Origin of the sequence: Pseudoalteromonas sp. MM17-2, from assembly GCF_022347945.1 — a bacterium.
Taxonomy (GTDB): Bacteria; Pseudomonadota; Gammaproteobacteria; order Enterobacterales; family Alteromonadaceae; genus Pseudoalteromonas; species Pseudoalteromonas ruthenica.
Window position 1 is genome coordinate 235,201 of record NZ_JAKRFV010000004.1, and the last position, 14,963, is coordinate 250,163.

Annotated in this window: 16 protein-coding genes; all 16 read right to left on the reverse strand. The window is 44.5% G+C overall.

From position 1 onward, the window contains the following. A complete protein-coding gene (locus MHM93_RS05785; protein ID WP_239408561.1) occupies nt 1–1,437 on the reverse strand; it encodes a lipopolysaccharide biosynthesis protein in 1,437 nt (478 codons plus the stop codon). Between the two features lie 133 nt (nt 1,438–1,570). Beyond that, nucleotides 1,571–2,623 carry a UDP-N-acetylglucosamine--undecaprenyl-phosphate N-acetylglucosaminephosphotransferase gene (gene wecA / locus MHM93_RS05790; RefSeq protein WP_239448339.1) on the reverse strand — a complete coding sequence of 351 codons (1,053 nt, stop codon included), beginning with the start codon at nt 2,621–2,623 and terminating at the stop codon, nt 1,571–1,573. A gap of 4 nt (nt 2,624–2,627) precedes the next feature. Continuing rightward, nucleotides 2,628–3,560 carry a Wzz/FepE/Etk N-terminal domain-containing protein gene (locus MHM93_RS05795; RefSeq protein WP_239448340.1) on the reverse strand — a complete coding sequence of 311 codons (933 nt, stop codon included), beginning with the start codon at nt 3,558–3,560 and terminating at the stop codon, nt 2,628–2,630. A gap of 439 nt (nt 3,561–3,999) precedes the next feature. Continuing rightward, on the reverse strand, nt 4,000–6,036 hold the full coding sequence (locus tag MHM93_RS05800) for a secretin N-terminal domain-containing protein (RefSeq protein ID WP_239448341.1): 2,037 nt from the start codon (nt 6,034–6,036) through the stop codon (nt 4,000–4,002). Beyond that, nucleotides 6,026–6,514 (reverse strand): hypothetical protein, encoded by a 489-nt coding sequence (locus MHM93_RS05805; protein ID WP_239448342.1) that lies wholly within the window; start codon nt 6,512–6,514, stop codon nt 6,026–6,028. The genes MHM93_RS05800 and MHM93_RS05805 overlap by 11 nt, the downstream gene beginning before the upstream one ends. After that, a complete protein-coding gene (locus MHM93_RS05810) occupies nt 6,511–7,053 on the reverse strand; it encodes a hypothetical protein (RefSeq protein WP_138548579.1) in 543 nt (180 codons plus the stop codon). The genes MHM93_RS05805 and MHM93_RS05810 overlap by 4 nt, the downstream gene beginning before the upstream one ends. Continuing rightward, on the reverse strand, nt 7,050–8,009 hold the full coding sequence (locus MHM93_RS05815; RefSeq protein WP_239448343.1) for a hypothetical protein: 960 nt from the start codon (nt 8,007–8,009) through the stop codon (nt 7,050–7,052). Before MHM93_RS05815 ends, MHM93_RS05810 begins: the two co-directional genes overlap by 4 nt. A 3-nt stretch (nt 8,010–8,012) precedes the next feature. Beyond that, on the reverse strand, nt 8,013–8,855 hold the full coding sequence (locus tag MHM93_RS05820) for a type II secretion system protein GspK (RefSeq protein ID WP_239448344.1): 843 nt from the start codon (nt 8,853–8,855) through the stop codon (nt 8,013–8,015). Beyond that, nucleotides 8,839–9,540 carry a prepilin-type N-terminal cleavage/methylation domain-containing protein gene (locus MHM93_RS05825; RefSeq protein ID WP_239448345.1) on the reverse strand — a complete coding sequence of 234 codons (702 nt, stop codon included), beginning with the start codon at nt 9,538–9,540 and terminating at the stop codon, nt 8,839–8,841. Before MHM93_RS05825 ends, MHM93_RS05820 begins: the two co-directional genes overlap by 17 nt. Continuing rightward, entirely contained in the window at nt 9,521–9,940 is a 420-nt protein-coding gene (locus MHM93_RS05830) for a prepilin-type N-terminal cleavage/methylation domain-containing protein (protein WP_138588571.1), read from the reverse strand. The genes MHM93_RS05825 and MHM93_RS05830 overlap by 20 nt, the downstream gene beginning before the upstream one ends. Further along, a complete protein-coding gene (locus MHM93_RS05835) occupies nt 9,921–10,334 on the reverse strand; it encodes a prepilin-type N-terminal cleavage/methylation domain-containing protein (protein WP_138588572.1) in 414 nt (137 codons plus the stop codon). The genes MHM93_RS05830 and MHM93_RS05835 overlap by 20 nt, the downstream gene beginning before the upstream one ends. Beyond that, nucleotides 10,318–11,508 carry a type II secretion system F family protein gene (locus tag MHM93_RS05840; protein ID WP_235419225.1) on the reverse strand — a complete coding sequence of 397 codons (1,191 nt, stop codon included), beginning with the start codon at nt 11,506–11,508 and terminating at the stop codon, nt 10,318–10,320. The genes MHM93_RS05835 and MHM93_RS05840 overlap by 17 nt, the downstream gene beginning before the upstream one ends. Beyond that, complete coding sequence (locus MHM93_RS05845) at nt 11,505–13,172, reverse strand: type II/IV secretion system protein (protein WP_239448346.1); 1,668 nt, start codon at nt 13,170–13,172, stop codon at nt 11,505–11,507. Before MHM93_RS05845 ends, MHM93_RS05840 begins: the two co-directional genes overlap by 4 nt. After that, nucleotides 13,153–13,557, reverse strand: a complete 405-nt coding sequence (gene gspG / locus MHM93_RS05850; RefSeq protein ID WP_138548587.1) for a type II secretion system major pseudopilin GspG — start codon at nt 13,555–13,557, stop codon at nt 13,153–13,155. The genes MHM93_RS05845 and gspG overlap by 20 nt, the downstream gene beginning before the upstream one ends. 94 nt (nt 13,558–13,651) lie before the next feature. After that, nucleotides 13,652–14,362 (reverse strand): thioredoxin domain-containing protein, encoded by a 711-nt coding sequence (locus tag MHM93_RS05855; RefSeq protein ID WP_239448347.1) that lies wholly within the window; start codon nt 14,360–14,362, stop codon nt 13,652–13,654. A 76-nt stretch (nt 14,363–14,438) separates the two neighbouring features. Beyond that, the coding region (locus MHM93_RS05860; RefSeq protein ID WP_239448348.1) for a hypothetical protein at nt 14,439–14,963 on the reverse strand (525 nt) is incomplete at its 5' end.

The window sequence follows — 14,963 nt, forward strand, 5'->3', positions numbered from 1 at the left end:
TTACGTGCGCTTTGCTTTATTGAGCATTTCTAACGTCTGTACGCCAGCTTTTAACCTAAACACCATAGCTAGCACTACATAAATAGCGACAGCCGCACAACCCAATACAATGAGCTCTAACAACGCATTCAAAGACAAATAATATTGCGCTGCCCACACACTCACCCCGGTGATCGTGGCAATGATTAAGTTGGGTAGGAAATCAGATAACTGCTCCAACAGCGGATAATTCACCAAACGATTAGCAAACAGGACACTGGGAAAATAAACCACATACTGGCTAGCAAGTTGACCAAACAGAATAGCAATTACACCATGCTCATAAGTCACATATAAAGCCACCAAGCCAAGTACAACCTTGCTCAGTTCCAAATATAAAAACCAGTCACTACGACCTTTCACCTTCATAATGTTAACGTTGATTGAAATCAATGGAATCATCATGCTAGTAATACACATTATTTGTAGATAGGGTACCGCAGGCAGCCATTTAGCGGGGAGTAACACCTCGAATACTAGACTTGCTAAAGCACATAGAGTCACTAACACAGGAAACACAATAAAAGTCATGATCGACATGATCCGTTGATAGCCTCTTTTCAACCGCTCATTATCACCTTGGATCGAGGAAAGTGCTGGGAAGGTAACGGTCTGAATCGACGTAATAAGCTGTGATATCAGCAACTCTCTAACCCTATCGGCAAAGAAGTATAACCCTGCCACGGCGGCACTAAGCACTTTAGCAACGACCATAATAGTGAAGTTCTTATAAAAAGTGTCTAGTAAACTTGAGAGTAGAATTTTATAACCGTAGTTATAAATTTCCTGTAGGGATTGCCAAGAAAAATCAGCGCTTGGACGCCACTCACTTTGCCACCATAAAAATGCAGCAATCAAAATTGCACTCAGTAACATTTGTGCAATCAACGCCCATACGCCAAACCCCAGATAAGCAAGAGCGACCGCACTTGCTCCAGAGATCACTAGCGCTGGAAAATTGGCTTTCAAAATACGGTTAAACTGCATATTCCGAGACAACATAGCCATCTGGACAACATGCAACGAATTGAAGATTAAAAGTAGCGAACTGACTCTAATCATCAACACCAATTCAGGCCGTTCATAAAAATCCGCAACCCATGGCGCGCACAAATACAGCACCACGACCACCACCAACGCAAAGCACAAGTTGGCAAAGAAGGCAGTGTTTGTGTCTGCTTGGGTAAGGTGTTCTTTTCGAATGAGAGCAGAGCGAAACCCAGACTCCATAAGCGTCTGTCCGAGCGTCAGAAATAGCGCCATCATAGCCACTAGCCCATATTCATCTGGCGTAAGAAAGTAAGCCAGTACCAGTGTAACCAGTACTGAGATACCACGCCGGGCGAGCTGCTCAATAAAACTATATACCACGCTAAATAGCGTTTTCTTTTCTAACATCTAATCCGTATCACCGCTTATTCAAGGCAAAAAGTCCCATATCAGCTAGCCCTTAAAACAGTAAAAGCTGAGATTGACTCAGCTTCAACTAAAACAGCACCAAGGGGGACGCTACTTTTTCTCGGTTATTGACTCATGCTTGTTGCTCGCCCGCTTTGTCAAATACTTGGAAAGCGAACAGGTAACCAATGAATACTGTTAAAAACACACCAAATAACGCTAAATCACTAACAAAGTTAGACAATAAAAAGCCGCTGACCAAAAGTAACGAATAAAAGGTAACCAACAAGGCTAGCACTTGCTTATTCGAGAACCCACAGTGCATTAGAATGTGATGGGCATGATCTCGCCCTGGCTTCATCGGTGACTTTTTATTTTTTAAACGACGAATAATAACAGCCACCATGTCCATTAGCGGAAAGCCAACTATATACAAAGCAAGTACCGGCTTAAACGAGGCGGTAACCCCATCATTATGTGGCTGAGTCCCTAAAACCAAGAACCAAACGACAGCGAGGCCAATAAACATGGAGCCAGCATCGCCCATGAATATTTTCTTTTTCTGGAATGGGTAAATACCAAAGTTAGCCAGCAAGAAAGGCGCTATCGCCGCTATGACGCCAACACAGATATAAAAGTAAGTCACATCACCCGATTGATAAAAGCTGTAACTTAGCCCAGCAAAGGCTACGATAGCGCAGCTCCCCAACAGGCCGTCTATACCATCTACCATGTTAAAGGCATTAATCGCAGCGATAATCGCTACGAAAGTAATAGGGATACCAGCCAATCCTAGGTAAACCTCTCCTAAACCGAACAGATTCCCAAGGCTTGATATATACCGATCAACACCAAAAATAAGAATCGAAGAGATTAAGAATTGCCCAATCAGTCGCGAGCGCACTGACAAGTCATACTTATCATCAAGCACGCCAATAAACACCATCAGCGATGAGGCTATCAAAAACAAATTGATACTTTGGCTGTTGCTGACAAACATTGTCACCGACACACAAATAGCCAAAAAGATACTCATTCCGCCAACGAGGGGAACATGACCATCATGGCGTTTTCTCGTGCAAGGTCTATCAAGCAGACCTAAAGTCGCAGCCAAACGCTTAAATGTCATCAATGATAAAAATGACACAAGCGTGCTGCTTAGCAGCAAAGTACTAATCCCAACCATACTATTAATCCTTGAAATACCGTACAAGCGAAATGACAACACCTATTAAGCCGCCTAAAATCGCAAGCAAGACCACAATGAGTGGTCGCTTCGGTTCATATTTTTTCTCTTCGACAACGGCGGGATCTATCACTTTAAATACATACTCAGCGCGAACGCTCGCCAACATTTTTGTTTGCTGCTGCTTTTCAATCAATTGATAGAACACTGTGCGCATATCCGCGATCTTAGTGTCCTCTAACGCTCCATTGAGATAATCGATACTATTTTGAGCTTCAGTGATATCCTTGGTTCGCATCGTCTTATTTAAAGAATTCACAAGTTTTTCAACTAAATCCTTCGCAACCGAGGGGGAGTAATGTTTAACCAACACTCTCACCAACCCGGATATTTTATCTTGCTCTACCACCAAATTATTTTTAATAAAATGGTCATGTACTTCGAGTAAGCTTGGCTCAGGTGTAAGCGGTGCAGAGAGCTCTCTTAACCATGTTTTTGAGTCAGGATCGTACATTTTCTCATTATAGATAAGTGTATCGGTACTTCGGTCCCAACCTTTTGTCGCCATTAAAGTGGCTTTTAAATTATTTTTTTCGACAAAATCACCAATAAAACTTTTGCTCTGTAACACTTCAAGAGCAATGGTCGTTTTATCAGTACCGCCACTGTCTAAATTCATGCCAGCCAAAGTTGCTAACCCACCGAACTGGCCAGCTAATGCACTCATTCCGCCACCGGTATTTTCTTCTGCCGGAGCCAAGAGCACATCACTCTTATAAATATTGGGCAAACTGATAGCGTAAACTACGGCGAGAACTGCGGCGATAAAAGTGGTAGCAATAATGATCCATTTACCTCGCCAGATAGCCTTGAACAAACCATCTAAACCTGCGCTATCTGCAGATTGATGGTACTCCCCTGCTTCCTGAACGGTCATGTTAAAAAGATACTCCTTACCCAAGACCAAGTGTCGATATTCAAAACCGCGATATTGTACAGCATTACAGTAGTATTACTCCAGCTATAAACAGCGTTGTTGTTGACGGATGCAACAATTTACCGTCATTTCGCACTACTTTTGTATCAAAACTAAGATTAACTTTGGCTGTCTCATTTTTATTCACAGCACCATGGATGCCAATTATGACATAGCTTTTTGCTAATTTTTGTTATCTTGTTGTTATCAAAAGAAACTATTGTTTAAAACACAATGTAAATCAGTGTATTACTGTATATAGAGTATCAGAATGCCGACAACTGCACTTATCAGACATGAACAAGCATAGAAGGCGTTTGCTAAAGAGGAAAGGTTGTACCTAACAATAGGCGCATTGGCAATAACGCCTGAAACACGGCTTCAGGCGTTATTGCGGTGATTACTTAATAATAATAGGTGTGCTGTAGAGTTCAGAAATAGCTTCGCTAAATTCGTCAACTTCAGAGGAGCTCTTGACTACTTTCGTTGTGATCAGCATCACTAATTCTGTGCGTGATAGGCTATCCACCTTACTGCGAAATAAGTTACCGAAAACAGGTATATCACCTAGAACGGGTACGCCGTTTTCCTTATCGCTTTTACGTTCTTGAATAAGTCCACCTAAGGCAATAGTTTGCCCATCTGCTGAGAGCACTTCAGTACTGATCGAACGGTTGGTAATCGTCGGTGAAGACGTACCGCCTAATTCGTTCGGTTTACCATCACTTACAGACATCGAAACAGATAATGTAACGACTCCTTGAGAGTTGATAATAGGCGTTATGGAAACATTTACACCCGTCGAACGATACTGAACTGAGTTCGACACAGAGCTATTGTCTCCAATATTCTCAACTGTTTGCGTAATAATAGGTATTTGGTCACCAGAACTAATCGTTGCCGATTCACCGTCACGAACGATGAAGTAAGGGCGAGAGATCACCCTGGCATCGTCTTGAGAGTCTTTCCATTGCAAATTAGCTTGCCAGTTCCCAGAGATCACACTCCCCACTAGTGAGCCGGTGCTTGACGTTAAGTTCAGTGATGCGACTTCATCGCCCATCCCTGTATTTTTATAAAGCCAATCAATACCAGAGGACATTTCATCGGTCAAAGTGACTTCTAAAATAGTTACATCTAAAATCACCTGCCCCGGCAATACGTCCATTTTCTCTAGTAAATTCTCAACTAAGCGGTACTCATCCTTAGTGGTATAGAATATCAGCGCGTTTTGCTGTTTATCTAAGCTAAAGCGTAGCGATTGCTCCGCCGAGGTGCCACTGGTCGAGCGCCCTGAGGCGTTGTCACTTTGCTGCTCATTTGCTCGTGAACGTGGAGCCCCTGTGGTGTTATTTTGTAGTAGGTGCTGCATTGACTCGAGCATATCCTCTGCTTTGGCATACTTTGGCTTATAAACAAAGTACTGGCGTTCATCGCCTGCCAATGGAGCATCGATTTTCTTAGCCCAATAAGCGATACGCTCAATGGTTTGCTCATTTGATGCGTAAGCAACAAAGGAGTTAATACGCGCTAACGATACAAAAGACACATCACCATCACTGCTACCAACTCGTAAACCATCTTGTTCAAGAAGTTCTTTAATCTGCTCAACGCCTTCTTCAGGGGCAATATGGGCAAATTCGAAGAGCCGTATTTCACGACCATAGGCTCTTGGCACATCAAGCATGTTGATAATTTTCAGAGCGCGTACCACTTCCGTGCGTTCACCCTCTAAAATAATCAGCTTTTGCAGTGAATTGACTGTCACTTTCGCAGTCGACAACTTGCTAAGAATATTACTTACATTACGGCTGCTACTAAATACGTAAGGAACAATATGGGTAATGGCACCGGCTACTTGCGGGATATCTTCTTCACTGTTCCCAATACCAAGTGCAATAGCGTTTTTCTTATCGCTGCCTTTGGCAGGAGAGAAGTACAGGATGTTGTCTTTGCGATAACTAGAAATGCCGCTCTCCTGCAGTGTTTTTATCACCACATTGTAAAATTCCGGGCGTTCAAGTTTATCTGAGATATTCAGAGTAATGGTGTCTTGGGAAGCCGCCAGTTCAGGAGCTAAAACATAATTAATTCCCAATAGCTCACCGAAAGTCTTAGCAATAAACTCTTTCGCTATCATTTCATCAGTGCTGAATGAAATAGGTTCGCCACTAAGCTCTGGCGCCTCTTGAGCTGTTTCCTCGAGCTTGGTTATACCACCCCAATCATCGACACTTTCAGAGCGAAACAGTGCCTCTTCTTGAGTTTGTTGCTGTTCACTGCGAGTCTTTTCTTTGCTATCGCGCTCACCGTTAATTATCGACTTTTCAACACGTAACTTTTTTGAGCGAAGGTCTGTTCCTTGATGACTAGCACAACCATATAGCAGTGCTATCAACATAAGAAAACTAGCATTTCTGATGGGCTTAAACGCCATTATTTACTTCTCCACCTTCTTTTGAATTCTGCACACGAATAGAGGCTGACTTATACATTTTCACAACAAATGACTCTTGGTCATGTTCAAATAACACCTGTGTCGGTTTGATCTCGACAACGGTAAAATGTTCGAGCTGCTCACCTGCGCTGAGGTTAAACATAGTTTGCGTATCACCATCGGAGACCCTCACGCGAGCTTGTTGCTGCTCACCACTTTTATAGATGGCCACTAAGCTAACACGTAAGTCCTTAAACTCTGGTTCACTAATTTGTTCTGCAACAATAGGCTCGTATTCAACCCCGAGCGTATTCGCTAATTGTTCCACATCGAGCTCTTCACTTTGCAGTAACTCTGGATTGAGCTCCAGCATCGACAGCTCTTTGTCGTTAGCTTGAGCGCCAAAATTTATCAGATATTGTGACGCCCACCAAACTAAGCCGATAATAACAGCGGCAAAAATTAATAAATTTCTCATGGCGTTTTGTACACTCTAATAAATTCGATATTGGCGGTCACTTTACCAAGTGTGGCTTTACGCTGAAAAAATGACACTTGGCGAACCCGATTACCCGCCTCGATATTTTCCAGTTCATCCAACAAACTTAATACATGTGAGTAATCGCCATTGACATTTATTCGCCCTGTGTAAGCAGCAAAGTCGTCATTGATAGGTACGCTGCGCGAGGGTGACTTGTTATTCACTTTGACACCTGTTTTCTCTACCGCTGCATCCACTACTTTTAGCCATAATAACGCCGGGTCATCCTTCTCACCTACTTGTGGTAGGTTCCCGATCAGTTTTTCAAGCTGTTCTAGTTGCTGTTCTTTTTCAGCAACCTGAGTTGCACTGGCAAGCGTTTGCTCTTGTTTAGCAACAAATTCGCTCGCTGATTGGCGCTGGCGATGAACATCATCAAGCCAATCTAGCCACGGAAACACGGCAAACTCCAAAGCCAGTAGCACCGCTATAGCTGCAATACCCCACTTTTTAATCGCGCTGTTAGAATCGCTCATAACCAATACACCTCAATCGTGAACGACTCTACGCCAGAGTTCTGTTTTACCACTGGGCGTGAAAACTTAGCCTCTTTCACTTGTTCCGAGGCGATGACTTGCTGCAACAAATTTGTCGCTGAGCTTTTAGTGCTACCTGACACTTGAACTCCATTGGTGCTAACTACAACGCGTTCCAAGATTACATCCTCACCTTCAAGGTTGAGGTGACTAAGTTTGGCCAGTACGTTAGGGCTCTTCTTAAGAAACTCGCCAAGCTCAGAATAAGAGGTCACCTTGCGCTCAAAGTCATTTCGCTTGCTAAGTACTTCGTCGATTTTCACCTGATTGGCTGCTTGCTGCTGCTCAAGCGATTGTAACGACCATTGTAAATACCCCGTCACCGACGCCAGTGTTAATGCGATAACCGCAGCGCAACCGATAATCAAAGACTTTGTTGATAAGCGTTGAGTTGCTTTGCTTTTCTCTCCCGCAGCATCATATGTCAAACCAATCACGTCATGCAGTTTATATTCGCTAAAAGCCGCTGCAATTTGTTCTTGTGTATCACTGTGGGTCAAATCCAACAAGGCAGTCGCGCCCTGCTCACTCGGGTAGTGTGGAATCAAAAACTTAACGTCTTGTGGGATCAATTCGAGGGTTTGTGTCGGCACTACAAAGTAATCAATGGTGAACTCTTTACTTGTCCACTGACTGAATCGCCATAAAAAAGCGCCTTCCATGGGTGGCAAGGTCGCTTTTTCTGCTTTTAGAATATTGACCAGTTCATTAACAGCAGAACGCGGGTAGTTTTTTGATGTCGCCCAAAATAAATCTCTACTTAGTGCGCACGCCTGACCGATGCACAGCAGTGGCTTGTTAGTATTACTTTCAACAAGATTACGGTCTGCATCTAAGATATACCGATTATCGATAAAAGTACGGGCAGACCATAGCTGCTTCAAAGACGACTTCATACCTTAGCGCACCATTCCTTCATTAGTAGTGAAATAGGGTTTAAACGTTCCTTGCCCGCGATAAAGCACGAGGCGCTGTTTTAAAGCTGTATCGCCAGACGCGGAAATATCAATAATGTATCGACCACTGGGATAAATACTCGCACCTTCAGCCGTTTCTGAATTGCGCTGTTCGGGGTCAAAACCAAGGGAGGAGTATAAAGAGTCTGGGGTAAATTGTCGAACAATCGTGGCCGTTGAATACAGCCTTAACTTCCCTTGTAAGCGCGAAAATAGTTGCTCATCATCGAGTATATAAGCCAACTCTTGCATGCTTTGAATTAGACCATTCTTAGGTAAGTAAGGGTAGTCATAATCACCATTTTCGGCCCCGGCTAAACGCCTTAAACCATCCCTATCTTGCCAATCATCAAGCCTGTCCATGACCTCATCGACGGCCTCTCTTTCAAGCCCTTGGTTATAAAGAAGCTGTTTAAAGCCTTTTTCGTTAAAAGGCACTAAAGAAACAAGGCCGCTCATATCCTGTATTGATACTTCAAGCTCTTTATAAGCATAGGGTTTGCCATCAAAAGACTTAACTAGGTCAGTGCCGCCGACAATTTCACCATAACGATTACCTGGGCCAAGAACACCTAAAGGGCTCGTCATTAAGCGAAAAACAACATCGGCTTGCGTCGATTGAATTTCCATACTGACCAGGGTGTTTTTGCGCACTAAACTAGCCATACGCGCATCGTTTCGCCCTTTCCCTGACATAAATAACATCACTGCCGCCATGCTTGCCGATAGCATTAGCACCAATAACAATGCAGCACCACGTTGCGACTGTTTATCCTTGAGACGCATTACTCACCCCTCGTTGAAATGGATTCACTTCTGGTAGTTGCAACATCCAAGTAATTGGCTCTTGCGCTGCATCTGGCGTCAATGTTAAACGTATAAATAAGGGCAGCACTCCTCGCGAGCTACTGAGGTAACGGGAACTCCAGGCAGGCTCTGGACGCACAGAAACATTAAGGTATTCGGAGTAATAATTATCAAGTTGCAGCGCGTCGCGCCAGCCAAAGTACTCAAGCTCTGCATTATCGCCTTGGTATAATATTACCTGCTGCTGACAAAGGCGCTCACGCAGCACATAGTTTTGTAATGATTGCGAGCCATAAGGTAATTCACAATATATAAACCCTTGTTCGCTTGCTAAAATCTGCGCAATCACCATATGCTCATCGAGTAACTTAGGCGTGGGAGATATAAAAGCGAAGCCATCCTTTTGACCGACAAAAAAGGGCACACCTTCGCCTTTGTTATTAATAAAGAATAAGGGCTCGAGTGCGCGCACCTGCTGATTGAGCATTTTGATCTTGCTGAGCTGACTGACATCGCTGCGGTTTTGGTTGTCGTCTATTTGACCAAGTACAAAGCGATAACTGGTTACCGATAAAGCGATCACCATGGTAAAAATCACCATCGCAACCAGCACTTCAACTAAGGTAAAGCCGAGCCGGCTTTTTTTAAAAGCGCCAATAGACATCTCGGTACTCCAACAATGGGGTTTCTTGTGTTTCGATATACACCCTCACCTGATACAGCACGATATGGCCACTTTCTGGCGTATCACTTTGCCCTTCTGAGGAGATAAACCTTTGCGCAGGCTTGTGCTCTAACTCGCTAACCTGCCACTGGTAGTTACGCGCTTTGAACCGCCATTGACCTTGGGTTTGCTGCTGCTGAGTATACTCATAGGTGATTTGATCTTTGAGCAGCTCAGCGACTAACCCTAACTCCACCGCGCGGTTTAGGCGGCCCTCATGTAACAAGCTAGAGCGCATTACAAAGGTCATCGCACTGATAGCAATAAAAAGGATCAGCGAGGCAATCAATACCTCTATCAACGTCATGCCTTGCGCTTTGTTATAGCTCGAGTACTTCATATTCCAAACCTGAGCGAGTCAGTACTTCAACCTGTTGCGTAATAAAGTAGTTGTTGGTACTCAATGTAAAGGCGGTAGGCTTTAGCTCTAATATATTGAATTCAACACGCTTGAGCGCATCGGGAGATTGTTCAGCCGCCTTATCACTTTCACTTACATAAACAACAATACTGTGCTCGTTAACTTCAACATCCAGCGGCTGGCCACTGTATACCACATATTCTTTGGCAAAGGCTAACAACGAAGTTACTTGATTGCGCTCACTGTGGTAGCGCACTTGTTCCAGTTGGCGCCACATATCAGGCAGCACCACCGAGCTCGCTGCGGCGATGAGCGCAAGTACAATCAATAATTCAATTAAAGTAAAACCACGGGGGCTAGAACGATACATCATTCATCGACACTATACTAAGCAGCATAATAATCACTACTGAGCCTACGATACCACCCATAATCAGAATCAATAATGGCTCTAGTAATGCAGTGAACTTGGTTAGCCACTGCTCAAAGTTACTACGCGAACGCCGTGCTATTTCTGCAAAAGAGCCAGCTAAAGTACCACTTTCTTCACCGACAGAGATCAGGGAAATGGCAACATCATCATACATCTCCAAGCGCTCTAGCTCGTCGCTTAAGACCCCCCCGGCACTCACTTTACTAACAACTGCCAGCAGTCGCTCTTTCAATACCGGATGGCTAACCGTATGCGCCGCCAGCGATAAGCTATCGGATAAACTCACACCACTTTCCAGCGTCAACTGTAATGCAGTAGAGAACTTTATCCGGTCAGAGTGTTTAACTATATGCTTTAGCAAAGGCAAAGAGGTTAAGGTTTTAAATAGCCGTAAACGAATGGCCGGCTTTTGCATACCTAAGCTAATACCGCCACCAACTAATAGTAGCCCTATGAGCATATGCCATTGGTATTGTTGCACCCAAGCAGAAACCGCTAGCAGTGTTTGCGTGTAGCTTGGTATATCACCGGTTCCCTCAAACATCGATGACATACTTGGGACAACAAAGTTAAAAATAGCCCAAATGGCCACCACACACACAATGAGGATAAACAGCGGATATGTTGAAGCCTGAATCACTTTCTTACGCAGTTCACTTTGGAACTGTAGGTTCTGGCTCAACCGTGAAAATACCCGTGGTAGATTACCGGTACTTTCACCTATTTTGACCATCTCCGCATACAGTGTTGAGAACACATGGGGGCGCTGCGCGATGGCATCGCTTAATACAAAGCCTTGCTTAATATCATTTAATACCGAAGCCCACACCGCCCCGATAGCCGAGCTACGGTTTGAGCGAGCAAGCACACTAAGCGCTTTATCCACTTTTAGGCCATTGGCCAGCAAAGTTGAAAGTTGGCTAGTAGATTGCTCCAACTCGTTTAGGGTGACGCGCTTAGACGAGCTGGCCTGTTTTGCTTCGGAGATTTTTAGCACCAGCTTTTGTTGCTTTTTAAGCTCCTGCACAGCCGCTTGCTCGTTCACAGCGCTGATTTCACCTTGCTCTACCTGCCCATCTGCGCTGTATGCCTTGTATTTAAACAATACACTCACCCGGCAACCCTCATCACTTCATCTACCGTGGTAATCCCTTTAATTGCTTTAAGTAAGCCATCTTCTTTCAACGAACGTAACTTGCGCTCTCTCATCATGGCATACAAGTTATCAAGTAAGTTCTCATCTTTAGCTAAGCGTTTTACTTCGGCGTCACAGGGTAAATACTCAAGAAAGGCTACTCGCCCTGCATAGCCTGTATGTTCACATTGTTCGCACCCCACCGCCTCGTAAAGCGGCACACGCTGTCCGTCGGTCATCGTTGTTAGGTTGTACTTTTCATACAGAATATCAGCTTCCTGCTCACTCATAGGTCGTTTACAGTGCGTGCATAAGGTTCTCGCCAAACGCTGCGCCATAATTGATACTAAGCCGGCATTAAGAAGATACTCTTGAATACCCAAGTCCATTAAACGCGTATACGCCGAGGGCGCATCATTGGTGTGCACAGTACTAAATACTAAGTGCCCGGTGAGCGCCGACTGCAATGCGATTTTAGCGGTTTCGTTATCACGAATTTCACCGACCATGATCACATCCGGGTCTTGACGAACAATACTTCTTAATCCCGCCGAAAAATCAAAGCCGATATCGGCATTAACCTGAACTTGGTTAATCCCTGGGAGCTGATATTCAATCGGGTCTTCAAGGGTGATTATTTTTATCTTGGGATTATTAATTTGATTCAAGAAAGAATACAAAGACGTGGTCTTACCGGAACCGGTTGGGCCAGTCATTAATACCACACCCGAGGTACGTTTAAGGTCCTCGTCGATCATCGCTACTAAATCATCAGCATAACCCAAACGCTCTAAGTCAAACTTAACGGCGTTTTTGATAAGAAAACGCATAACCACACTTTCACCACTGCCTAAGGGCAAGGTTGAGCAACGAATGTCTAAATCTGTGGTGCCCGCCTTCATCTCAATTTTGCCATCTTGAGGGCGGCGTTTCTCTGCTATATCCATCGCCGAGAGGATTTTAATGCGTGAGATAACGGCTAGCTGTAAATTAGCGGGGATAGGGTCTGCTTCTTTTAACAGCCCGTCAATACGATATCGTGCACGGTAACGCCCGTTAATGGGTTCGATATGTAAATCCGATGCACCTAGTTTTACGCCTTTATTAATCAAGCTATTAACCAAGTTGACGGTGGGCGCGCCCAAGGCCAGCTCTTTTAACGCAGCGACATTGTCACCTGCGACACTAATTTCACTTTGATCATGTAAAAGCGCACGGCATTGCTCAGCGAGTAGTTCAAATTCTTTATAGCTGACAACTTCAAAGCGAACCTGATAATCACTTAGGCGCAGGTAATCTCGGGCTTCCTGGCTATGTGGGTTAGATAAGGCCACAACGAGCTGTTGGCCTTCTAAAGCAACCGGGGCAAAGCCCTGCTCTAGCAAAAATTCCACATTTAATTTGCGATAAGCACTCAGTTCCGACTCAGCCACACTGACCGAACCTTGAAACAGTGGGCATTGCAGCACACTGCAATAAAGCGTACTGAGTTGCTCATCGTCAATCCAGCCAGAATTTAATAAGATAGTCTCCAAGTGCTGGCTTGAGTCTTGTTGATAATCTAGCGCCTGCTCTAAGCGGGCAATATCAAGCAGTTCACTGTGCCTGATGTACTCTTCTACTTTAGAGTTCCACGTCTGCATCTTCGCCTTCACCGCCAGGTTTTCCATCTCGTCCAAGGCTTTTTAAAGTAAAAGACTCACGGCCATTTTCACTTGTTACTTCGTAGCTGTACTCATTACCCCAAGGGTCTGCCGGGATCGCTTTGGGAAAGTAAGGGCCATCCCACATTTTATGTGAGCTATTAACTAGGTCGTCCAGCGTTTTCGGGTAATAACCAATATCTAAACGGTACGAGTCTAACGCGGTGGCCATCACTTGCATCTGCGCCTTTGCGGTACCTTCACGAGCGGAATCCACTTTGCTGAACATACGCGGGGCAATAATTGACGCTAGCAGACCTAAAATAACCATTACAATAAGAAGCTCTACGAGCGTAAAGCCTCGTGAACGATGAACTGTTTTCATAGGAATTCTCAACGGTTTACTTACAAAAATAAGACAGGGTGCCGAAGCACCCTGCTGAATCTACCACAATAGGGGGCATTATCAAACTATGACATTAACGCAGAGCCTTAATGGCTGCGCTAAATTGCTCAACACTGCCTGCACCAACAATAATTTTATAGTCAGTGAGGGTGTTGCCGTCACGGCGACCAACAATAAATGAAGGTGTTGATTCTAGGCCCAGTGTTTTCGCCTCTAAAATAGAGTCACTCACTTTTTGATGAACACTCTTATCAGCACGACAACTATTGTAAGCCTCTTTGTCTAACTCAAATTCACTAATAATGGTATCGATATCATCAGGCACAATATTTGCGCCTAATTCGAATAGTTTTTCGCGCACCGGCTCATACTGGTCTTGTTGTGCTGCACAGCGCAGTAACACGGCTGCATAAGGGGCTTTAGGGTGAACTTTGGATAGCGGTAACTCACGGGCTAAAAACGCCACCTCACCGCTGTCAATAAACGCTGTTTTTAACCCAGGAAACACATCTTGTTGAAACTTTTTACAAAATGGGCAATGTAAATCGGTGTACTCTAAAATAACAATATCGGCTTCTTTATTGCCCAGCCACTGGCCATCTTTGGACAACGGCAGTACATCGGGGCGCACAAGCTCAGCCAAGCCAACGCGCACGGCCACTTCGCGTTGTACGTTTTTAAGCTCGTTGATTTCTTGTTTCAAGGCTTGTATTTCGTCATTTTGGCTCGACTGACAACCACTGAGCACCGCCGCCCCAAGTAATAATGACACAAGTCGTTTCATAGCTACTTCCTTCTTAAAAAATAAAAAACCCCCGCCTAAGCGAGGGTTTTTTTAAACGTTAAAGCGAGTAATTAAATTACTGGCTCCACTCGTTTTGGTCAAGTACTGGCATTACACGGTCAACACCGCCAACGATGCGCTGTACAGATACACCGTGTACGCTGTCGCGTGGTGCAGTTACAGTGAACGTTAGAGTGTGACGGTTGTTGCTTGCACCAGCGTTAGAACCTAGGTCACCCGCGCCGAAGCCGCCGTCAGCTGAAGTGTAGCCTTGCTGCGCTTCTGCTTCTGATACTAGCTCAGGTACGAAGTAAACTACTGAAGATTTAGCAGGTACAGTACCTAGCTGAACAGCAGTTACTTTACGGTTGTTTAGGTTACCGTTGTCTGATTCGCTGAACAGGTCAACAGTTACTTCTGCTGCTTCGTCGTGCTCGTTAGTTACACGTACGAAGTTACCTTCTGCGCTTACAGCGTAAGGTACTTTAAGTACTGCGCCGTTTACACCGATCTGGTGAGAAGTAACTTCTTCTTTACAGTGGTCAAGCTCAGTCGCTGTACCGAAGTCTAGCGTGTAAGTAGGCTTAACGTTGTAGTTGAA